This is a genomic window from Mesorhizobium sp. M0816 (assembly GCF_040320005.1).
Lineage (GTDB): Bacteria > Pseudomonadota > Alphaproteobacteria > Rhizobiales > Rhizobiaceae > Mesorhizobium.
Genome location: NZ_JAMYOT010000043.1, coordinates 15,795 through 37,159, shown reverse-complemented (window position 1 = coordinate 37,159; position 21,365 = coordinate 15,795). Strand labels below are relative to the sequence as shown.

The 21,365-nt window shown below is 58.7% G+C and carries 13 protein-coding genes and 10 pseudogenes; 15 read left to right on the top strand and 8 right to left on the bottom strand.

The window, feature by feature from the left end; all coding sequences use genetic code 11:
- Positions 1-329 (bottom strand): annotated as a pseudogene (locus NKI17_RS33615) (IS110 family transposase); the annotation flags it as partial.
- Positions 330-406: 77 nt separating this feature from the next.
- On the opposite strand from NKI17_RS33615, the pseudogene tnpC reads away from it, so the two are divergent.
- The 5 genes and pseudogenes from tnpC to NKI17_RS33590 form a co-directional block, all read left to right on the top strand.
- Positions 407-1,513, top strand: a pseudogene (gene tnpC, locus NKI17_RS33610) (IS66 family transposase); the annotation flags it as partial.
- Positions 1,514-2,274: 761 nt separating this feature from the next.
- Positions 2,275-3,442, top strand: a pseudogene (locus tag NKI17_RS33605) (M20 aminoacylase family protein).
- A 94-nt stretch (positions 3,443-3,536) separates the two neighbouring features.
- Positions 3,537-4,859 carry an aspartate aminotransferase family protein gene (locus NKI17_RS33600; RefSeq protein ID WP_352907513.1) on the top strand — a complete coding sequence of 441 codons (1,323 nt, stop codon included), beginning with the start codon at positions 3,537-3,539 and terminating at the stop codon, positions 4,857-4,859.
- Between the two features lie 37 nt (positions 4,860-4,896).
- On the top strand, positions 4,897-5,949 hold the full coding sequence (locus NKI17_RS33595) for a phosphotriesterase family protein (RefSeq protein WP_352907511.1): 1,053 nt from the start codon (positions 4,897-4,899) through the stop codon (positions 5,947-5,949).
- A 609-nt stretch (positions 5,950-6,558) separates the two neighbouring features.
- Entirely contained in the window at positions 6,559-7,722 is a 1,164-nt protein-coding gene (locus tag NKI17_RS33590) for a M24 family metallopeptidase (protein ID WP_352907510.1), read from the top strand.
- A 125-nt stretch (positions 7,723-7,847) separates the two neighbouring features.
- Here the strand turns inward: NKI17_RS33590 and NKI17_RS33585 are convergent, their stop codons facing one another.
- The 6 genes and pseudogenes from NKI17_RS33585 to NKI17_RS33565 all read right to left on the bottom strand — a co-directional run bounded on the left by NKI17_RS33585 (position 7,848) and on the right by NKI17_RS33565 (position 10,889).
- Positions 7,848-8,195, bottom strand: a complete 348-nt coding sequence (locus NKI17_RS33585; protein ID WP_352907509.1) for an integrase core domain-containing protein — start codon at positions 8,193-8,195, stop codon at positions 7,848-7,850.
- A gap of 13 nt (positions 8,196-8,208) precedes the next feature.
- Positions 8,209-9,582 (bottom strand): IS30 family transposase, encoded by a 1,374-nt coding sequence (locus NKI17_RS33580; protein ID WP_352907494.1) that lies wholly within the window; start codon positions 9,580-9,582, stop codon positions 8,209-8,211.
- A 46-nt stretch (positions 9,583-9,628) separates the two neighbouring features.
- Positions 9,629-9,844 (bottom strand): annotated as a pseudogene (locus tag NKI17_RS33575) (DDE-type integrase/transposase/recombinase); the annotation flags it as partial.
- 19 nt (positions 9,845-9,863) lie between these two features.
- Positions 9,864-10,239 (bottom strand): annotated as a pseudogene (locus NKI17_RS33570) (IS110 family transposase); the annotation flags it as partial.
- A 100-nt stretch (positions 10,240-10,339) separates the two neighbouring features.
- A pseudogene (locus NKI17_RS37205) lies at positions 10,340-10,448 on the bottom strand (IS30 family transposase); the annotation flags it as partial.
- Positions 10,449-10,592: 144 nt separating this feature from the next.
- Positions 10,593-10,889 (bottom strand): hypothetical protein, encoded by a 297-nt coding sequence (locus NKI17_RS33565; RefSeq protein WP_352907508.1) that lies wholly within the window; start codon positions 10,887-10,889, stop codon positions 10,593-10,595.
- Between the two features lie 3 nt (positions 10,890-10,892).
- Between NKI17_RS33565 and NKI17_RS33560 the strand changes: the two genes are divergently transcribed.
- The 6 genes from NKI17_RS33560 (at position 10,893) to NKI17_RS33535 (ending at position 16,419) form a co-directional block, all read left to right on the top strand.
- Positions 10,893-11,408, top strand: a complete 516-nt coding sequence (locus NKI17_RS33560; protein WP_352907507.1) for a hypothetical protein — start codon at positions 10,893-10,895, stop codon at positions 11,406-11,408.
- Positions 11,409-11,500: 92 nt separating this feature from the next.
- Positions 11,501-11,929: a GNAT family N-acetyltransferase gene (locus tag NKI17_RS33555; protein WP_352907506.1), complete on the top strand. Its 429-nt coding sequence runs from the start codon at positions 11,501-11,503 to the stop codon at positions 11,927-11,929.
- Between the two features lie 963 nt (positions 11,930-12,892).
- Entirely contained in the window at positions 12,893-13,090 is a 198-nt protein-coding gene (locus NKI17_RS33550; RefSeq protein ID WP_352907505.1) for a hypothetical protein, read from the top strand.
- A 590-nt stretch (positions 13,091-13,680) separates the two neighbouring features.
- On the top strand, positions 13,681-14,520 hold the full coding sequence (locus NKI17_RS33545) for a transporter substrate-binding domain-containing protein (RefSeq protein WP_352907504.1): 840 nt from the start codon (positions 13,681-13,683) through the stop codon (positions 14,518-14,520).
- A 61-nt stretch (positions 14,521-14,581) separates the two neighbouring features.
- A complete protein-coding gene (locus NKI17_RS33540; RefSeq protein WP_352907503.1) occupies positions 14,582-15,556 on the top strand; it encodes an amino acid ABC transporter permease in 975 nt (324 codons plus the stop codon).
- Positions 15,557-15,675: 119 nt separating this feature from the next.
- The gene (locus tag NKI17_RS33535) at positions 15,676-16,419 is read left to right on the top strand and encodes an amino acid ABC transporter ATP-binding protein (RefSeq protein ID WP_352907515.1); all 744 of its coding nucleotides are present in this window, start codon (positions 15,676-15,678) and stop codon (positions 16,417-16,419) included.
- Positions 16,420-16,807: 388 nt separating this feature from the next.
- On the opposite strand, the pseudogene NKI17_RS37200 reads toward NKI17_RS33535, so the two are convergent.
- Positions 16,808-16,926: pseudogene (locus tag NKI17_RS37200) on the bottom strand (IS110 family transposase); the annotation flags it as partial.
- Positions 16,927-17,123: 197 nt separating this feature from the next.
- On the opposite strand from NKI17_RS37200, the pseudogene NKI17_RS33530 reads away from it, so the two are divergent.
- The 4 genes and pseudogenes from NKI17_RS33530 to NKI17_RS33515 form a co-directional block, all read left to right on the top strand.
- Positions 17,124-17,480, top strand: a pseudogene (locus NKI17_RS33530) (aldehyde dehydrogenase family protein); the annotation flags it as partial.
- Between the two features lies 1 nt (position 17,481).
- Positions 17,482-18,821 (top strand): annotated as a pseudogene (locus NKI17_RS33525) (fumarate hydratase); the annotation flags it as partial.
- 188 nt (positions 18,822-19,009) lie between these two features.
- Positions 19,010-19,657, top strand: a pseudogene (locus NKI17_RS33520) (IS21 family transposase); the annotation flags it as partial.
- A 103-nt stretch (positions 19,658-19,760) separates the two neighbouring features.
- Entirely contained in the window at positions 19,761-21,344 is a 1,584-nt protein-coding gene (locus tag NKI17_RS33515; protein WP_352907502.1) for an integrase catalytic domain-containing protein, read from the top strand.
- The last annotated feature ends 21 nt before the right edge of the window (positions 21,345-21,365 follow it).

The following is a 21,365-nucleotide window of genomic DNA, read 5'->3' as shown; positions in this document are numbered from 1 at the left end:
GCCGCATCGACGATGTGACTTTCGATCCAGTCCTCGCGGTTCAGCACCCGGTCGATCCAGAAGCCGTCCAGCCCCGCCTCCTGGATCACCACCAACGGATAAAGCGTGCCCGTGCGCGCCTCGGCCTTGCTGCGCAGCCCGGTGAGGCAGACGAGCAGCCCGGCACTGTCACCGCCGGCGACCATGTGGCGCGACATCTTCTCGCTGCCCGGTACAATCGAGGTGACTAGCCAGGTCGATCTGGACAGCTCCAGCGAGACGAAGATTGCGCCAAGGTCCACGCGGACAGCGGCTTGTAGCTCGGATTGATCGGCGGTCGAAAGATGCATGAAAGGGCCTCCAAAGAGCGAGTTGCGGATGGCCCACTCTGCCAGAGTGCGGGCCACGATCCACTCCCCATGGGATCTGCCGTCATTGCGACCGTACCGGCATCAACACGCCGGTCGTGACCGCGCCGATGCCCGCGCAACCCTTGCCGGGCAGCATCGCCACGGCCTCGACGCTGGCCTTCGCGCTCGTTCACAAATACGTCGACGGCACGCCGCTCTTCCGCCTGGCGCAGGCCTTCGAGCGCGCGGGCGTTCCTGTCAGCCGTGGCGCTCTGGGTCACTGGGTGGTCGGCTCGAGCGAAAAGCATCTCGCCCGCATCTATGACGTGCTGAAGCTGCGGCTCAGATCGCAGCCCCTCATCCATGGCGACGAGACCACGGTCCAGGTGCTGAAGGAAATGGACAGAGAGGCCACCAGCACCTCGTACATGTGGGCATACCGGAGCGGCCACGACAGTGACGAGCCGATCGTGCTGCTCGATTATCAGCCGGGTCGCGGCCAGATACACCCGCAGACCTTCTTGGGCGATTACCGCGGCATCGTGATGAGTGACGGTTATTCCGCCTGGCGCACGCTGGAAGGGGCAACGCATCTTGGCTGCATGGCTCATTCGAGGCGGCGCTTCGTCGATGCCCTAAAGGCGAGGAAGAAGGGTGGCGGGCCGCCGGAACAGGCACTCCGGTTCTTCGAACAGCTCTATCGGGTTGAAAGGCAGGCGCGGAACGAAATCCCCGATGACGGCGAAACGCGAGATCACTGCATTCGCCGCTTCCGCCAGCAACATAGTGTCCCGATCCTCCAGGCTCTCAAGGCATGGCTCGACGACATCGCCCCAAAAGTCTTGCCGGACAGCAAGCTCGGCGACGCCGTCTCCTACACCCTGAACCAATGGGGATATCTGACTCGTTACACCGAGGACGGCAGCATGCCGATCGACAACAATCTTCTCGAGCGTGACATCAGAATCTTTGCCACTGGCCGGAAAAGTTGGCTGTTCAGCGATACCGTCGACGGAGCCAGGGCCAGCGCCGTCATCTACAGCCTGATGTTGACCTGCCGCGCCTGTGGCGTCGAGCCGTTAGCGTGGCTGCGCCACGTCCTCACTGAACTACCTCAGCGCCCCGAGAACGCAGCCATCGAGGATCTGCTGCCCTTCAACTTCGCCAAAGTAACAGCAGCCTGATCAGACCAGATACCGTTCCCGATTCGAAGGCCATCCGTCGAAAGCCCCCGCGTCAACGTGCAGCGAAAATAGCGCTTACCGTCTTTCTCCACGACGATCGGTTCTTTCTTGCGCCGGGGATCGTCACAGGCGTAATCTAGCGGTAAGCCAGCCGTTTGCGGCGGCTCGCGCCCGCCTCTGCTGTGAGCCTGGCGGCCTCTTCTGAAGATCCTCTGCGAATCGGTACCATCCAGCCGTGTCGCTTGCACCTAATCCCTGACCCGTCGCCGGTTCCTCGACGGGAAGGCCGAGCGTCACATGGAACCGCGCCGCTCCGGGCTACGCCTTCAGCAGGCAAGCCGGTACTTGCGGGCTTTCGTCCGCGAACAGCGAATTAGGTTGCTGATCGCCTTGCCCACTCACATGGACAAATTTTTGTCAGGTCGCCTTCGCGTGCCCACTTCTATGGTCAGTATCCAAGATCCGAGAAGGTGAGGAAGGATCATTGGAGTGCTTTGGCTGGAGTATTCCAAACCGATTGTCCAAGCGCCTTCGAGGGACAGCTCTCGCTTATGTGACTTCCTCCAGCCTCACTTTAGCACACTGCGATGCCGGAAGCGCTGGCCATCGGCTACGTCAGGTGACTGTCCATCTCGCTTCTAGATGAAGACGATATCCAAACTGCATTTGACGGAAGGCGCCGGGATTATGATGATTGAACAGATGCACGCGCCAATCGGCCAACAATGATTTGCCGACCGGCTTAAAAATATGGGAACAGGATGCACAGCGTAGAGACTTTCCGGGATTTGCAGAGCGAGGCAACCGAGTGGCGCCGATACCTGCACCAAAATCCCGAGCTTGGTTATCGCGGCCTGCACAACACAGCTCAGTTCGTTACTGACAAACTGGCTTCGTTCGGCATAAATCATATCGAAACGGGGATTGCTGAAACCGGCATCGTTGCATTGATCCAGGGCGAAGGTGGAGACGGGCCGACGACAAGGTTGAGGGCGGACATGGACGCCTTGCCGATCCTGGAAGCTTCAGATAAACCATGGTCGTCGACGATACCGGGCAAAATGCACGCCTGCGGCCACGACGGTCACACGGCCATGCTGCTAGGGGCCGCCAAATATCTTGCGAAGACACGCAACTTCAAGGGTTCCGTTGCCCTGATCTTGCAGCCCGCCGAAGAAGACGGAGGTGGCGGCCAAAGAATGGTCCAGGAAGGGATCATGGACCGCTTCGGCATTTCCCAGGTTTTCGGCATGCACAACAGGCCCGGGATAGAAGTGGGAAAGTTCACCACATGCGATGGACCAAACGCGGCCGCGCTTGATGAGTTCGATGTTGTGGTAAAGGGCAGGGGTGGCCATGCGGCCTCGCCGCATCGGACCATCGATCCGATTATTGTTGCAGCGCAGATCATCGTCGGCCTGCAAACATTGGTCTCGGGCAACACGGATCCGACCGAGTCACTCGTCATCTCCGTCACCAAGTTGAATGCCGGCACAGCGTATAACATAATTCCAGAGTGCGCTGAATTGGCCGGCACCGTAAGGACCCTCCTGCCCTCCCTGCGGGACTTCGCGGAACGACAGATTGAGGCATGTGCGCCGAGTATCGCCCTGGGATTCGGCGCGGAAATCGAGTTCAGGCACCGGCGGCTCGAACCCATCATGTTCAATCACACCGAAGGGGCCAATGTGGCGATTAAGGCGGCAAGCGCTCTCGTCGGGTCTCAATCCGTAGATGATAAGATGATACCAAGCAGGGGAGCGGAGGATTTCGCCTATATGCTTGACGCGCGGCCGGGTTGCGTACATTCGCCTTGGTAACAGCCCGACCGCTTCCTTGCACCACCCGGGGTTTGATTTCAACGACGAAGCCCTGCCTTATGGCATTGGGTATTGGGTAAACCTCGTCGAGACGGCGTTGGCTGTTTAAGGCTGCGCCGATCCATCGATCGCGAAAAGGCAGAAATTCCGTCGCCCTTCTGTAAGTGCGTCGATAGGGGACGCTTTGAGTAAAGGTATGGAAGATGTCGGCAACCCCCGAATGCGACAGCACACTGGAGTCGAGCCTGCTCGAGGCCAGGGGCCGCTTCATTGCCAAGCATCCCCGAAGCTGCGAACTTCACAACCAAGCCCGCACAGTCATGCCGGGCGGAAACACGCGCTCCGTGCTGTATTATCAGCCGTTTCCTATTGCGATGGAGAAAGGCGAAGGCAGTTCGCTGTGGGACATCGATGGCCATGAGTTTGTGAATCTCTGCGGGGAATACACGGCTGGCTTGTTTGGCCATTCCGAAATGCGGATCCATGCCGCGATTCAGCAAGCTATGACGCGGGGGCTGAACCTCGCTGCGGTGGGCAGGGCCGAATGCGAACTTGCGCAGATCATCTGCGCGCGGGTTCCGTCGATAGAGCTCGTACGGTTCACCAACAGCGGCACAGAAGCCAATTTAATGGCGCTGACGGCGGCCCGCGTCCACACCGGCCGAGACATGATCCTTGCATTTCGCGGCGGCTATCATGGCGGTGTGCTGTTGTTCACGCCCCAAGGTCCGTCCCCGGTTACCGTTCCGTTCCCATGGGTTGTAGCCGATTACAACGACCCGGACGCTGCCACCGCGGTGATAGAGCAGAATCGGGATCGGCTCGCCGCCGTGATTGTCGAACCCATGCTTGGTAGTGGCGGCTGTATCCCTGCGGAGATCAGCTTCCTGCAAGCATTGGGGAAGGCGACGCGAGGGGCGGGCGCGCTGCTTATCTTCGATGAGGTCATGACATCGCGCATGTCTGATGGGGGGCTTCAAAAGCGCCTGGGAATTGTGCCGGATCTCACGACTTTGGGCAAGTACATGGCCGGCGGTATGAGCTTCGGGGCCTTCGGTGGCCGGGCCGACGTGATGTCCCTCTTCGACGGGCGCTTGCCGCACGCGGGTACATTCAACAACAACGTTCTGTCGATGGCCGCAGCTCGCGTCGCGATAGGAGAAATCTTCACACCGTCTGCAGCGGAGGAATTGTACGAGCGCGGCGAACGGTTGCGGGCATCACTGAACGATCGGCTAATGAAGCTCGGCGTGGCGATGCACTTCAGCGGAGTGGGCTCGCTCGCCACTGCGCACTACCGCGCCCCCACGATACGCCGGTCCTATACGCCGACTGCCCGGGAGGATGGTCTGCGGGAACTTTTCTTTCTCGACATTCTGCAAGCGGGCTTTTATCTCGCCCGACGTGGAATGATCGCGCTGAGCCTCCCGGTCCAACAATCGGATCTCGACCGCTTCGTCGATGCAGTGGACGAATTCGCGCGCGCACGTCGGAGGCTCCTTGGGCCGCTTAACGCGGTCGCGTGAGTGCGCTCCGCCAGACACCGAACCCGAGAAGCCCTCAATGGAGATGAACATGCGATTGAGCAGAGACGAGATGAGGGGTAAGGCACAGACGGTGCTGGGCCTCGTCGACCCGGTGACGCTGGGCCAGACGCTGATGCACGAGCATCTCATCTGGGACGTCACACGGCCGGCTCGGCGGGACGCGTCGACCACGGGCGTTCCCGATCCGCACGACTACTGGAAACTGATGACCGGAGGCATCGCCGATGCGCGAAACACGACGCAGAGGGATCGTGGGCTGGCTGCTCGCGAGGCGGCCCGCATGGTTAAGGCAGGTGGCGGGACGATCGTCGAGTTGACGATAGGTGGTCTCGTGCCCGATCCCGAGGGTCTGGTGGAGGTGTCCCGGGAGAGTGGCGCGCAGATTGTGATGGGTTGCGGTCACTACGTCGATGACTATCAGAATCTGGATAACAGCCAGAGGACTATCGACAGCTTCGCCCAAGAGATGATTGATCAGGTTCAATTGGGCGCTTGGGGCACCCAGGTACGTGCCGGGATCGTGGGTGAGATAGGCTGCCAGTGGCCGTGGACCGATCTCGAGAAGCGTGTCATGGCGGCCGCCGTCATTGCCCAGCAGGAGACCGGGGCGGCACTGACAATCCATCCGGCGCGGCATCAAGACCACCCGTGGATGCTCGTTGAGTTCCTAAAGGAACAAGGTGCTGATCTGTCGCGTACGATCATCGACCATATCGACAGAACGATTTTCGACGACGATCGCCTGTTTCGCCTCGCCGACTCTGGCGTCGTGCTGGAATGGGACCTGTTCGGGCAGGAGCACACCTATTATGCGCACGCCGACATCGACCTGCCGAATGACGGCATGCGTATCCGAACGATCAGGCGTCTGATTGATCGCGGACATCTCTGCCAAATCGTGATCAGTCATGATATCTGCCATGTAATCCGTTTGGCTGAGCTCGGTGGGCACGGCTACGCGCATATTCAGCAGCAGGTCCTCCCTTTGATGCGAAAACGTGGTTGCTCCGAGGACGACATCAAAGCCATTATGATCGACAATCCGAGTCGGCTGCTGACTTTCGTCTGACGAGGCTCGGATTGCGGTGGACCGATGGCGATTGAGGTTCACCCTTGACGCTCGCGCTAGGATAGAAACCTTTTGCGGACGCAACTTCGGTGCCGGGATAGGATCTTCGATGAGCGACATTCGGGAAAGCAAATAGCTGAGGGTGCTCTGTATTTCCGCCTTGATCAGCTCTCCAGCATAGTCGAAATTCCTCTGTCGATGGCGGCGAGTACGCGGCGGCGAAATGCCTGGATCCCGTCAGTGGCCGAGACAATGGAAGGGACATCAATGAGCCTTTAGATAAGCCCTAGACGTTTTATAGGCTAACGTCGGCCGCAGTTGCGGCCTCGCCGTGCCTTCGGTAGCTAAGTCAGGACACATCGCAATCATCTAGACCGTTTGTCTGGCCCGTATTAGCCACCAGCGTTGCCTAGGATAAGGCATGACATAAAGTAAGTCCATCGCGCAGCCAGATGTCTACAATCTAGAAACTGCATTTGACGCAAGCTGCTGCTACGGGTGAAATCGATAGGACCAGAACATCAAGTTTGCCCGTTCCTCGGATTGTCGCCGAAATTCTGGGTACTTGATGCATGCCTTCTAAACAAAAGTTTCCAACTTAGGTGATCTATGACCACTACGTCCTCATTGGTTCCGCTGACGAGGCTTCCATTCCCGGATACCGAGTATCAACGTCGTCAGCAGAAAGTGTTCGCGGCTATGGAGCGAGCCAACCTCGACGCTCTGGTAGTAACCGCCCACGGGCACCTTCAGTATCTCAGCGGATATGACGGGCTCGGTGCATATTTCATGCCGTTCCCATTGATCCTCGTAGCGGGACAAAAGCCGACTTTCGTCATCCGAGAGTATGAATTGAGCAGCGTCCGTCCAAATAGCTGTGTCCAGGAAATCGTTACCTATAGGGACCAGGAAGGTTTTGCACCGGTGTGCGCCGATACTATTCGCGGTTTTGGTTTGAGTGGGCGAAGAATTGGACTCGAGCTCGGCTGCTGGAATCTGGCGCCAGCGGACGTTAGCGCACTTCAGGCAAATCTTCCCGATGCGAAGTTCGCTGACGCCACTCGTCTGGTGGCGACGGTGGCGGCTGTAAAGACGGAGATGGAACTCGAAGCCATGCGCCTCGCAATGGAATTGACTGATGTGGCCGTCAGAACATTCCAACAATCCTTGCGGGAGGGCATTACGGAAGCGGAAGTGGTTGCGAACATTGACCAGGAAGTCGAGAAGGCTGGTGGTGTTATCAAGAAGCCTTCCGTGACTTTGCTGTTCGGCGAGCGGACAAAGCTGTCCCACGGCAGAGCCCAGCAGAACCGGATCAACAACAATGAGCCAGCCTTTGTCGAACTTGCTGGCTTGAAGAATGGTTACCCCTGTGGACTGGTCCGGAGCGCCATACTCGGTCGGCATGCCGAAACTGAAATCCTGCACGACCTTTCTATTGAAGTTCTGGAGGCAGTTATTTCTGCGATTAAGCCTGGTGTGACCGCCGGCGAAGTCGATGCCGCCGGAAGAGAGGTGCTCAAGCAACATGGGTGCCCTGACTTGCTCAATCACCGGGTCGGCTACCAAACCGGTATCAATTGGGTTGAGCGCGGCAATATCAGCCTTCAGCCCGGTGCTACGGACATACTTGAGTCAAACATGACCTTTCACATGCCAATCATCTTGCGCGGAGAAAATGGTTACCAGTTTGGCACCAGCGAGCACGTCGTGGTGACAGAGAAAGGTGCGGAAATACTCAGCCGCACACCTCACACGCTGTATTACGCATAATCAGAAGGGTGGAGCACTGCTCCTTCCGAATGAATAGCTGCGAGACTTTGCAGGGTGAGGCATCAGAAAGCCCCATTCCATTGAAATCTTATGGACTGCACCCCTTGGGTGAGACACTAATTAAATTAGGGACAGTTCTCCAGGTTTTGGATTGCGGCTGGGGGATCCTGGCGCAATCGCGTTAGACCGGCTTCGTATTCATCCGGCGACAGATAGTCGAGCGCTGAATGCAGGCGATGCCTGTTGTAGACCCGCTCGACGAATTCGCCAATGCTTTTCTTGGCATCGATGATGTCGCGATAGCCTCGGCCATCGACCTCTTCGTCCTTTAGCGTTCGCATGAAGCGCTCAGCCTTGGCATTGTGATAGGGATTGCCAATCCGGCTCATGCTCGGCTGGATGCGATGCGCCGCAAGTCGTGCAGCGTATTCAGCGCAGGCATATTGGGCGGATTCAAGCGGTCGTCGCAACACCGATTGTGTTCACTCATGGCAGCAACTCGTCAAGCGCCTCTGCCGGTGTTTTCCAACCCAGGGTCTTTCTCGGCCGGGCATTGAGGGCCGCTGCCACGGCGGCGATCTCGTCGGCGCTATGGATGCTCAGGTCGGTGCCTTTCGGGAAGTACTGACGCAGCAGCCCATTGGTGTTCTCGTTGGTGCCGCGCTGCCAGGGGCTTTGCGGATCGCAGAAGTAGACCTGGACACCCGCATCGATCGTGAGACGATCGTGCTGGGCCATTTCGGCTCCCTGATCCCAGGTCAGCGAACGGCGTAGCTCTTCGGGCAAGGTGATGATGGTGCGCGTAATCGCGTCACGCACGGCCTCAGCTCCATGTCCCGCGAGCGCAGGCCCGTTCTTCATGCGCGGAGCTTCGCCATGCCCTGCGAGCCGGGGAAGATGCAGTAGCATCGTGAAGCGCGTCGTGCGCTCGACCAGCGTGCCGATAGCCGAGCTGCCAAGACCAAGGATGAGGTCTCCCTCCCAGTGACCCGGCACCGCGCGATCGGCCGCTTCGGCGGGACGCTGACTGATCATGATCTCCGGTGAGACAAAGCCCTTGCCTCGCCTACGTACGCGCGCCCTGGGGACCCGTAATACACGTCCTGTTCGCAAGCAGGCCGTCAGCTCCCGGCGCAGCACTCCGCGGCCCTGAACGAAGAGGGCCTGATAGAGGGCTTCGTGGCTGATGCGCATCGTCTTGTCGTCCGGGAAGTCGATCGGCAAGCGTCGGGCAATCTGCTCCGGACTCCAGGCCCTGGCCCATCGCCGATCCTTTCGCGGGCCATGTCGGCGGCCCTTCCACGGAACGGTGGGACCATGAACGGGAGCGCCGCTCGGGGACACGACAACGCCAGCAAGTCTCTCCTCCACATAAGTGCGCAAGCTTGCGTTGAACGCAAGCTTGGTCGGCTTGGGACGACGGGCCGATCCATCCGCATGCCACTGGGCAGTCGTCGCGCGATATTCCAACCCGCCGCTGCGGGTGGCCGCGTTGCGCCGCAGTTCACGGGAGATTGTCGAGGCGGACCGACCGAGCCGGCGCCCAATATCCTGCATGGAATGGCCCTGCACCCTGAGAAGTGCGATCTCCTCGCGCTCCACCAAGGACAGGTACCGCCCGGAGAGCGGCTTCGCCGAAGATCTGAACATCGCTGGTGGCATACCGCCCGCCTTTCGGAACCATCTGGTTCCTACAGGCTGCGACACTCCGGCTTCGAGCGCAGCATCTTCGCTGCTCAGCCCCGCGGCGATCGCCCTCCAGTATCCAATCTGTCCATCGCGCCCCGCCACAGGCGGCCGCCCTGGTGAAGGTAATGGCGCTCGTCCCGACCGTGCCGATCGCCGCTTTCGAATGCTCATCGCAACCTCCAACTTCAGAGTGTTGCGACGACCGCTTGAATCCGCCTTGCACGCCGCGATCACTGTGGTGGATGACGCTGCCCGGCGGAGGTCGGCGCACCGCAATCGCCTGGTCGAGCGCAGCGATCGCCAGCTCGGACTTGAGATGGGTTGCCATTGCCCAGCCAATGACGTTGCGGCTGAAGGCGTCAAGCACGATCGCCAGATACGCGAACTCCTCGGCAAGATGGACATAGGTGATGTCGGCGACCCAGAGTTGGTCAATGTCGGTCAGCTGGAGGCAGTTCATCGGCCTGTGCTTCGATATCGTTGCGTTGACGGATCAGGCCTCGCGCCTCGGGGACGACCATCCGGAACATACGAATAGCAGGGGCATCAAGCGGCAACGGTAGTCCGATCGATGTGCGTGCCGTCTCGTAAATAACATTAGAATCTATGTCTTGTTGACCTTGCGGCCGACGACATCCCAGGGTGTCTCACAAACTGCTCCTTCGTCAGAGCAGTGATGGTTGCCGGCGTGGGAAAGGCATCGAGGAATGCGAAGAACCAATCGCTGCGGCTGTTTCCCCGGAAGCGATCGAGGTCGGGAAAATACAGCGGCAGGTAATGCGTCAGGATACGATGTTGAATCTCGGTCTTGGCCCCCTGACGGCAATCAGCGCCTAATCAAGACAATTTCGCAAGGAAGAGCGTGATGCCGCGCGGCATTGTTAGCGGGGGCGAGTTGCTCTGGGCGGTTTTGCGTTGCGGCCATGCACTCACGTGTCATCTCATTGGCGGCGCCCATAGTAGTCGCTAAGAACCGGCATTTGGGGACCCTCAAAGGCGTTGCGCTTGAGCTCGCGGAAAATAGTTGAACGGTGCCGTCAGTCCCCTTAACAGAGCTCACCGCCGATTGACTGCTCCACGAGCTCTTATGCTCCCCTAAAACGTCGGGCCCCCGACACCACCTGTCGGGTTTGTCCAGTCCGCGACCCCGCGCGGTGCATGCTGGCGTCCTGCCGCACTTTTCATGGAAGTCCTTCAATATTAGCCAGACATTTCTTCTTCGGCTCGATCCACCAAATTGGCACGAGGTTTGCGCCCTTTGGTGCGAAGGAGCAGCTGCCGACCGGATCGTAATAGACCGGAAACTTCGCGATCGATGGAATGAAGGACGGGACAAATGCGGTTCTGCATCTCGCGGCGGCGGAAGGTTCGGTGGAAGACCTCAAACTCGAGAACGTGCCGCCGTAAAAGGCAGCTTGAGCTTCAATCAAGATCAGGAGGAAACGATCAGTGAGCTCCTTGGCCTCAATGTTGATCACCAGATGACCTCGCTATTCGCAATGGCGCAGCATTCCGCGATGATCAAACGACTTGCGAACGATCTTTCAAGAAGCGGAGTTCTTCTAGTCACAACCTGCTCGCGAGTTGTGGTCTATGGTCAGGTGCACGCACTAAGAAATATCGATGGAACGATATTTTCTGACTTTTCATCGGAAGGAATTGAAGCGGCGGCCGCTATTCCACAGCGTCTCGCCGCAGGCGAACCTCACTCAATCGTGCTGATCGCAACCGCCGATGTCGGTGATGAATACCAAGCCATTCTTCAGAACGCACTTCTGCGTCTGGAGCCGCGCACCATAGTAGATCCGTCGTCAATCCTGGCGCTGTCGAATACCGTAGTCAGGAAACTCGGCTATGTGACCATGTACGACGAAGAGTTTCTCCGTTTCGTAGATCAAAATAGCAAGCCTCTTGCCCTGCAGCTGCTTTGGGCGGTGCGAACCGTGCACATTCAACAGGTCTATCCGGCCGATGGTGCGACGCGCGGGTGCAGCTGATTAGGAGCATTGGTGCGCACTGACGAACTGCTGCTGAATTTCACAAGGCTAAGGTCACACCTTGGGCTTCGTTGTCTAAAGAGCCAAATAATATGTCCACCCCTCTCCTCGACTTCATCCCCGGCGACCCCAATCCCGACGACCTCCGCGCCATCGTCGCGGTCCTGAGCGTCTACAACAATACCTACAGCGGCATGGCCGACCAGCCCGGCTTCGCCATCATCATTCGCGATCCTGAAACGCAAGCTGCCGTCGGCGGCCTCTATGCGGTTGACGGCTACGGCTGGGCCTTCGTTCGATCTCTCGCCATCCCGGAAGAGTATCGCGGCCTCGGCCTCGGCCGGCGACTTATGGAAGAGGCGGAGAAGATCGCCAAGGCGCGCGGCTATATCGGCATATGGCTCGACACCTTGGAATTCCAGGCTCGCCCCTTCTACGAGAGGCTCGGCTTCGAGCTTTTCGGCGAACTGGAAGGCGGGCCGGGCGCTATCGCGCGCTATTTCCTCAAGAAACGCTTTTGATAACCGAATGGTACGTGGTCGGCGACTGCCCTCACGGCTCGGCGCGCATCCACTGAGGCGGCTTGATAGATCGGGGCGGCCGGACGTGGGCAACGCGTTCCACTCACGCCGCAGCTTAGAGCCTCGGACGAGGACGCGGACGCAAATCCGGCTTTCTTGAGATAGTCCCGGCATTCGGTTCTGCTGAAGAGACCGCAGACATTGCCGATTGCCTCTAGAGTGCGTCGAATGTTCTGGCTGCGGCGGCTCGTTTGGCGAATGCGAGCTCGATTGATGGTAAGGATGGCTCCTGCTTTCAGAGTCTAGGCCGGGCAAAGCTACGCTCCTTGTCAAGCCAGGTCTCGAATTCGTTGCGATGACCTTTTGCGGAACTGACGCGCGCAGCATCTCGACCGACGCGCATGACCGAAGATGTATGGTCCACATTTGGATGGCGGCGTGATGCCGGCATAGCTGAGCCGTCGTCACGGTCTCAACCTCAAGCTTGCCACCGAGGATCTCAGGGCCATCGCGCTTGATATGATACGTGGTGACTGGTCGGCTTCTCCCCAGCACGCTGCCGAAAGGCTGTGGTCGGCGCAATTGAGCAAAAGCGTTTCCGGATTGCGCGACGCCAGAGCGCGCCAGACTAGGGCTATTGCGCCTGCTACGGCGGCGGTCTGCGAATGTGATCTCGATCGATCCGTCATCGAGCAATTCGGCGGAGCCGTCACTGAGGCTTCGGTCATGTCGTCGAAGCCGGCCGTGTGAAGGGCTGCAGCCGAGGTCGAGACCTCCTTGAACGCAAGGCGATCTCGCAATCGTTGCGACAATCTTGGCGGGGCCGCAGAGGGCGAGGTAGCGGCGATCCCAGATTGGCCTCGCTATGCGCCAGCGCCCGGTCCCTTGGAAGCCTGCAAGAACGCCAATGCCGCGGCGCCAGAAGCTTCGGTAGCGCACGAATTTGTGTAGGCGGCCGTCGCGATGGCGAAGGTCCATTCGAACCCGATGCGGCTCTTCTTCTGCCCGGCGACCCGACTTGATCCAAATGAAGCCCCCTCGGATAAGCTTTTTTACCAAATTGTCGAAGCGGCAACTCAGCAGGATGTGCGCGCTATTGGCGTCGCTTGGGGTGCCTGTTTGCGATCATTCCGCTCCGAGGAAAGGATCGTCGCCTTCTGATGCGCCAGCGGAAAGCCTAAACGAAGACGGCGGCGAGCGGCCCATCTGAAGCGGCAGATCGGCGGCTAGCTCGACCATCTTCCAACTGCTCATCAATCAGATGAAGGCATCGGACCGGACTCTCCCGTCGTCTTACAGGCTTGTGCGGCCAATCCGACAACCGCATATTGGCTGCGTGCGTCAGCTGCTGCCAATATCACATCCGGATGCAGGCTTCGTCCAACGACGATACTGACGATGGCTAGAATGCAGTTGCCAACCCCGGAGGGCAGATCCCAAGGGTGAGCCTTTCCACATGATCCATCGAGGCTTCCCTTCCGGGCAATACTTCCGTTTAGTTCGGCCTCTGCCGAGGAATTGTCGAACAGATTGCCTTGGATGAAATTCCGTGTCCGAGGCCGGCTTGCGGGTTCCACCCATCTAAGTTCTAGATGGCTCTGATATTGATTATATTCTTGCCAGCACTTGGGCCGATGGAGGAGGCTGAACATAGCCAACGGGCTGGAGAGCGAGCGCTCGCTACTGGTACAAAATGGCGCCAAATTTGCAACTCAGGTGACGATCATCAGCCATAAACAGGGGTAACATCCATGAACAAGGTTATGACAACCTTAGCAGCTACAGCCTCAGTCGCGGTTGCGTTTGTGGCTTCGTCGGCTACGGCCTACGCTGGCGCCGTACTCGACAACGTACTTGCGACAAAGACACTAAAAGTGGCGGCCGGGGCGGACTGGGGGCCGATGTCGCATATGAACGACAAGCATGAGCTCGACGGTTCTGATATCGACATCGGCAAGGCCATTGCGGACTATCTGGGCGTTAAAGTCGAGTTCGTAACGCCAGGCTGGGACATCATGACCGCAGGCAAGTGGGAAGGACGTTGGGACATGGCCATGGGCGAGATGGCCCCACTCAAAGCCCGCTCGGAAAAACTCGACTTCCCTGCCGTGTACGTCTATGGGCGGGTGAGCGCCGTCGTACACAAAGATAGCAAGGCGAATAAGCTTTCCGATCTCGACGGCAAAGTAGTCGGGGTCACAGCAAGCACAGTGTCGGAGTCTTATGCCAATCACACCCTAGCACCCGACTGGATAGTAGGCGGCAAGCCAATAGATTTTCAATTCAAGCCGGGCGAAGTGAAGGCCTATGCAACCCACAATGTTGCGTTGGATGACCTTCGACTGGGCGATGGCGTTCGTCTTGATGCGGTTCTCGGTGATGAAACAATAAGTCGCGACGCCATCAAGGCTGGCTATCCGTTGAAGGAGATTGGCGTCGTATTAACTACGCCGGGCGCTGTCGCAATTCTGCATGGTGACAAAAAGTTTAGCGAAAAGATTGCGGCAGCCATCAAGGTCATGAAAGACGATGGCACGCTCGCCAAGATAATGATCAAGTGGTATGGGGTGGATCGCTCCGTCGAAAAGTAAGGTTACGAATCTGAAGCGGCCCGAGTGACCTCGGGCCGCCCTCGTTTTTGAAAGGTAGCTCATGCTTTATCAGGATACAGTCGAATCCGAGGTGCTCGTCCATAGGCCTTGGTTTGTCGCCTCGATCTTCGCTGTCGTGCTGGCGGCCTTGCTCATGTTTAACCTTACGGGCACCAGCCTTGGCGAGCTAATGCGGCCGGTCATTGGCGACCCGCTGCAAAGCGGGGTCTATGGACGTTTCGCGATCGCTTTCGTGATTGCGATCATGTTTTGCCTCAACGTCGTGTTGATCGGTTTCGCTTCGTTAAAGGTGCAAATCGGCATCGTATGGCTCGAATTGCTGTTTCTGTTTCTTGCCTTCTTCCAGTCATTTAAGCTGAGCATGCCATTTATCTGGGGGAATTTGCCATTCCTGATCACGCAGGGCGTGACGACCACAATCTATGTTTCGGCTGTTTCGCTTATCTTTGCCTCCCTCATCGCGATTATTGCAGCGATTGCAAAGCTTTCGAGCAATGGCTTTGCCTATGCCATCGCCAGCTTTTACACGTCGTTTTTCCGAGGTTTGCCGCTTCTCATGCAGATTTACTTGATTTATCTCGGGCTTCCGCAACTGGGTATCGTGCTCGATGCCGTTCCTTCCGGCATATTGGCGCTGTCGCTTTGCGTCGGCGCCTACATGACGGAAATCTTCCGCGCGGGTATTCAGAGCATCGACCGCGGTCAATGGGAAGCGTCCCGTTCCATGGGTTTCGGCTTCGGTCTCACCATTCGCAGGATCATCCTGCCGCAGGCGCTTCCGGTCATCGTTCCCCCGATGGGGAATACTTTTATCGCAATGTTGAAGGACAGTTCGCTGGTCTCGGTCGTCGGCGTGTGGGAGCTGACGTTCCTTGCTCGCACGATTGGCCAGCCGACCTTCCATCATATGGAGATGCTGGTAACAGCCTCGATAATCTATTGGATCATGTCCATCTGCCTCGAGGTTGGTCAATCACGGCTTGAGCGCCACTTCGTAAGGAGTAAACTTCAATGACCAGCAATATAACTCGGTTCAAAGTCCTTGATGAAGGCTACCCTTCGCAGGCGATGGGCAATGTTCTGCACGTGCAGCCACTGTCATCGCAAGAGCTTTTCACCCACAAGCAGGTGCCAATGATTGCGGATAAAGTTATTGAAGCGACGAACGTATCGAAATGGTACGGCTCTTTCAGAGCGTTGACTGACGTCAGCCTCACTGTCCGCAGGGGGGAACGCGTTGTTATCTGCGGTCCCTCCGGATCGGGAAAGTCGACGCTGATCCGCTGCTTCAATCGGCTTGAAGCGCACCAGGAGGGCGAGATCACTGTCAACGGGATCAGGTTGCATAGCAAAATGCGCAACGTCACTGAGGTCCGCAAAAACGTCGGCTTGGTTTTCCAGCACTTCAATCTCTTCCCGCATATGACGGTACTGATGAACTGCATGGCCGGACCAATGTGGATTAAGGGCGTGCCCGAAGCCACGGCCAGGAAACTCGCCCTTAAATTCCTCGAGCGCGTGCGCATACCGGAGCAGGCGAACAAGTATCCGGGTCAGCTCTCCGGAGGCCAGCAGCAGCGCGTCGCCATTGCCCGCTCGCTCTGCATGGAGCCTGCTGTGATGTTGTTCGACGAGCCGACCTCGTCGCTCGATCCGGAGATGGTGGCGGAAGTGCTCGAGACAATGACCAGTCTCGCGCGCGACGGCATGACAATGGTTTGCGTCACCCACGAGATGAGCTTCGCGCGCTCCGTTGCCGACCGAGTGATCTTCATGGATGCAGGCCGGATCGTCGAAGAGGGCGGCCCGCACGACTTCTTCACCAACCCTCAGCACGAACGGACCAAGCTATTCCTCAGCCAGATCTTGAAGCCTTGATTGTTGTGCCATCTACCAAAGAGTATTAATCCTAAGTCCTCTGAGGTAAGATGGAAAAAATACTATCTTCGGCGCCTGCACGTTTTTCTTGCGGCCAAGATTATGGATACACATCGTTCAAGACCTACCCGACGCGACTACGTCCGCATCCTAACGATAGTGTTCTCTAATGAGTCAGAGGGCGGCCGCTCGGTTGTGAGCGTTCTCGACGCTTTCGGGTGCCTGGGTTCTCTTCGTGCTCACGTGGGCACTTGATGGGGTAAGCTGGGTATGGAGCGGCTTGGTTTGCCGCATGCTACACAATCGGCGCCGTCATCCACTCTCTCCCTCGGGCGTTGCTCGCTCGGGAGCTCGTGTCGGCCTCCTGTATCGTTCGTCCTCGATTCCGCTATGCGGGCTTGAACATGGTGCCTGCCTGAGCATCGCATGCATGATGATGGCCGGGCGGCGGGCAAGCGCGATCCGTGCCTTGCTGGTGGAGCGCTTGGCGATCGCCAACGCCCAACTGGGCTTAGGCACCCTTCAAGCCAAGCTCCAGATGCTACCGCTCCTCCGCGCCTGCCTGAGCCGTATCATCTGTACTCGAGGGAGATGGTTTTGATCGATATTCATATTTGACCGGGCGTAACCAACGCGATGAAACTGCAGAGAAGCGAGCCCATGGTCCGGATATCGGCTGGTCTCGCACTACAGTCAAGCGGAGCACCTGGCCACCGACCATCCTGACAGGGGTGCCAAAGGATGCGAAAGTACTTCATGACGAGCCGTTCGGGCCGATCCTGACGGTAGCGCCGTTCGACACGATCGAGGAGGCGATCGAAGAATCCAACGCCACTGAGTATGGCCTGGCTGCCTACTTCTTGACCGGCGCTGCCGATACCAAACGGGCGCTGATCGTCGGTCTTTCGGCGGGCGCGATCAGTGTAAATTACCTGAAAGGGGTTTGCCGGGATGCACCATATGGTGGCGTCAAACAAAGCGGCTATGGATATGAGGGGGAGCAGGGATTGCGGAGCTTCCAAAGCCTGAAACTGGTCAACGGGTTCGCGTCATTCGGATGAGATTTTCGTCCGTAAAAAAACACGGACCATTGCTGGCAAGGATATCACAAGGAGCGTCGCTGACGCCCTTCAGTACATCTCATACTACCATCCGTCCGACTATATCCGTTATCTGTCGCAGGCGTACGCGCGCGAACAGAGCCCGGCGGCGAAGAACGCCATCGGTCAGATCCTTTTGAACTCGCGGATGGCGGCATTTGGACGCCGGCCGATCTGCCAGGATACCGGGCTTGTCGTGGTCTTCGCAAAGGTTGGTATGTCCGTCCGCATCCAGTCAACGGCCAGTTTCGCTGACCTCGTGAATGAGGGCGTCCGTCGGGCATATCTCGACCCGGACAACCCCCTTCGGGCATCGATCGATGCCGATCCGCTCGCCGGGCGGGTCAACCACCCGCGACAACACGCCGGCGGTCCACGTCGACCTCGTGCCCGGCAACCAGTTGAGATCACCATTGCCGCAAAAAGGGGGCGGGTCGGAGAACAAGGGGCGTTTCACTACCCTTAACCCCAGCGCGTCCGCTGCCGACTGGGTGGTCGAGACTGTTTCGATCCTGAGCAGCGGATGGTGCCCGCCCGGGCTGATCTCAGTCGGCATCGGTGGCAGCGCTGAAAGGACGATGCTGCTGGCCAAGGAGGCCATGAACGACCCCATCGACATGTCGGAACTGATCGCGAAGGGGCCGTCAAGTGCGGAGGAGGCACTGTGGGTTGAGCTTTATGAACGCATTAACGCGCTGGGCATCGGCGCCCGGGGCCTCGGTGGTCTTACGACAGTCGTTGATGTCAAGGTTGCAACCTATCCAACCCACGTGGCGTCCAAGCCCGTGGCACTGATCCCCCAATGCGCCGCCAATCGTCACGTAACGTTCACATTGGACGGTAAAGAACCAGTACAACTCCAACCGCCCGACCTTTCCCAATGCCCCAGATCGGTCCCAAGGACTTGCGAACAACCGGCGTGCGCCGAGTCAACTTGGATGGACTGACGAGGGGAGAGACAGCATCGTGGCGCTGCGGGGAGACTCTTCTTCTATCCGGAAGATGCTGACGGGCCGTGACGCCGCCCACCAGCGAATGGTCGATCTGATCGATGCCGGCAAGCCGCTTGCGGTCGATCTGCGGGGACGCGTCATCTACTACGTCGGGCACGTCCGCGGGGTGAGGGATGAGGTCGTCGGACCGGCTGGCCCGACAACCTCCAGCCGCATGCACGGTTTTACTGACAAGATCCTCGCCGAAACCGGGCTATACGCGATGGTCGGCAAAGCGGAGAGGGCTCCAGTGGCCATCGAGTCGATTGTCAGACACAGAACGCCCTATCTCATCGCAGTGGGTGGTGCAAATTCGGAGGGATGTCGCCCCCGGTTCCGAAATGATCTCGCCCCTTTGTTCCGAGAATAACCGCCCCCTGATTCCGAAATGATGCCGCCCCCTTGGAGGGGTATATGGGCGTGGTGCTCTGCTGGTGAAATGTTCCTTCTTTTGGGTTGTCCAGGAGAAGGAATGAAATGCCTGCGGAGAGATTGGCGATGCGTCGTGTCCGCGAGATTTTGAGATATCGATTTGAAGAGGGCCTTGGCCACAAGGTGATCTCGTACAGCGCCGGGGCTGCGCCCTCGACTGTGCGCGAAACGCTTCGCCGGGCGGAGGCTGCCGGGCTGGTTTGGCCGCTTGGCGATGAGATCACCGATGCGGTTCTGGAGGCTGCGCTCTATAAGGCAAACGGGACGAAGACAGGGCACCGTCGCAGCGTGGAGCCGGACTGGGGCTTGCGTGCATCGCGAGCGCAAGCATGTGACGTTGCAGATCCTGTGGGACGAATACATCGCTCGCCACCCCGATGGTTACCGCTATAGCCGCTTTTGTGATCTTTACAGAGGTTGGGCATCCAACCTGCCAGTAACGATGCGGCAGAACCATGCCGCCGGCGAAAAGCTCTTCGTCGATTGTGCCGGCGATACGGTGACGGTGATCGTCGACCGGCTGAGGGGCAAGACGCGCCAGGCGCATCTGTTCGTGGCCGTGTTGGGCGCTTCGAGTGCCTATCCTATGCGGAAGCGCGCTAGAGTGAGACACTTCCGGACTGGCAGGGGTGTCATGTCAATGCACTGGAAGCGTTCGGCGGCGCGCCGGCTCTGTTGGTTCCCGACAATGCCAAGGTCGCCATCATGTCAAGCGAAGTGAGGATTTGACCCCGCATTGCCTCAAGCAAAATGTTACCAATAGTGTCGCTGTTCCGAATGGGATGGTCAGGTGTTGTCATCCCGATTCGGAGGATGGATGGCAAGGCGGATCAGCATGGCGACACGGTCGGAATTGGTGGAAGCAATTGTCGAGCGGTATCGATCGGGGAGCCGAAGCGATAAGCGCCTCATCCTCGATGAGTTCGTCGCGGTGACCGGTTATCATCGCAAGCATGCGATCCGAGTGCTCCGTCAACGCGCGTCGAAGATACCTGGCAACAAGAGGCACAGCCTTCGCTATGGCGGCGATGTTCGCGAAGCGCTCGTGGTGTTGTGGGAGGCATCGGAGCGGCTGTGTTCCAAACGGCTGCGGCCGTTGATACCTGTCTTGCTGCCAGCGCTTGAACGGCATGGCCGGCTGGAGCTCGATGCCGCGCTCCGCGGCAAGCTGCTGACAATGAGCCCGGCGACGATAGATCGGCTTTTGGCGGAGGTACGTGTTGTGGCTCGCGGCGGCCAGCGCCGGCGAGCAGGAATGAGTTCGGCGGTTCGCCGATCGGTGCCGGTGCGCACCTTCGGGGACTGGAATGATCCGCCGCCCGGTTACGTCGAGGTCGATTTCGTGGCGCATTCCGGCACATCTTCGTCCGGCAGCTTTGTGCAGACGATGGTGTTGACCGATATTGCCACGGGGTGGACTGAATGCGTTCCGGTCCGCACGCGCGACAGCGGCAATGTGATTGTGGCGATCAAGCAGGCCCGCTCGTTCTTTCCCTTCCCCCTGCTCGGCGTAGATTTCGACAACGACAGCGCCTTCATGAACGAGTTCGTCGTCTCCTGGTGCCGCAGTGAGGAACTGGAAGTGACGTGCTCGCGCGCCTATCGAAAGAATGACCAGGCGCATGTGGAGCAGAAGAATGGCGCCATCGTGCGTCGCCTGGTGGGGTATGGTCGGTTTGTCGGCGCGGAGGCGACGGCCGCGCTTGGTAAACTTTATGCTGTCGTGCGGCTTTACGGCAATCTGTTCCAACCGTCATTCAAGCTTCAGGAGAAGATGCGGATCGGCGCTCGTGTGATCAAGCGCTATCATCCGCCAGTTCCGCCTGCGGCCCGTGTCCTTGCACATCCGGGTGTGGCCGAGGCCGACAAGCAGCGGCTCCAGGCGATGATGGAAACCGCCGATCCCGTGCTGCTGTTTGCTGGCATCCGCGCCGCGCAGGAGGAGCTTGGGCGGCGGGTCGATCGTCGTGGCCTGAATACGAAGATTGAGGAGCCGGCCGTTATCGATCTCCAGCGCTTCGCCGCGAATCTGAAGACGGCCTGGAAGAGTGGCGAGACCCGACCAACGCATCGGCGGCCGTATCGGCGGACCAAACCCTATCCGAAGAGACCCAGCATGTACGAGCCGTTCGAGGCGCAGATCAAGGGATGGCTCGAGGAAGAGCCGGCGCTCTCGGCAGCAAGTGTGTTGCAACGCCTGACAAAGATCGACCCCTCGCGCTTCAAGGAAAATAACCTGAGAATGGTGCAACGGCTTGTGAAGGTCTGGCGCATGGAAATGGCTGGGCTGATCATCCTCGATGGCGGTTGGATGAAGAGCTGGCCGCTATCTCCCTCCGCCGCGACGGATGGAGAAAGGGCCCACGTCGGCCCTATCGCGTTCGGTAACATTCCTCGGTGAGGCAATAGGGGGGGTCAGTTT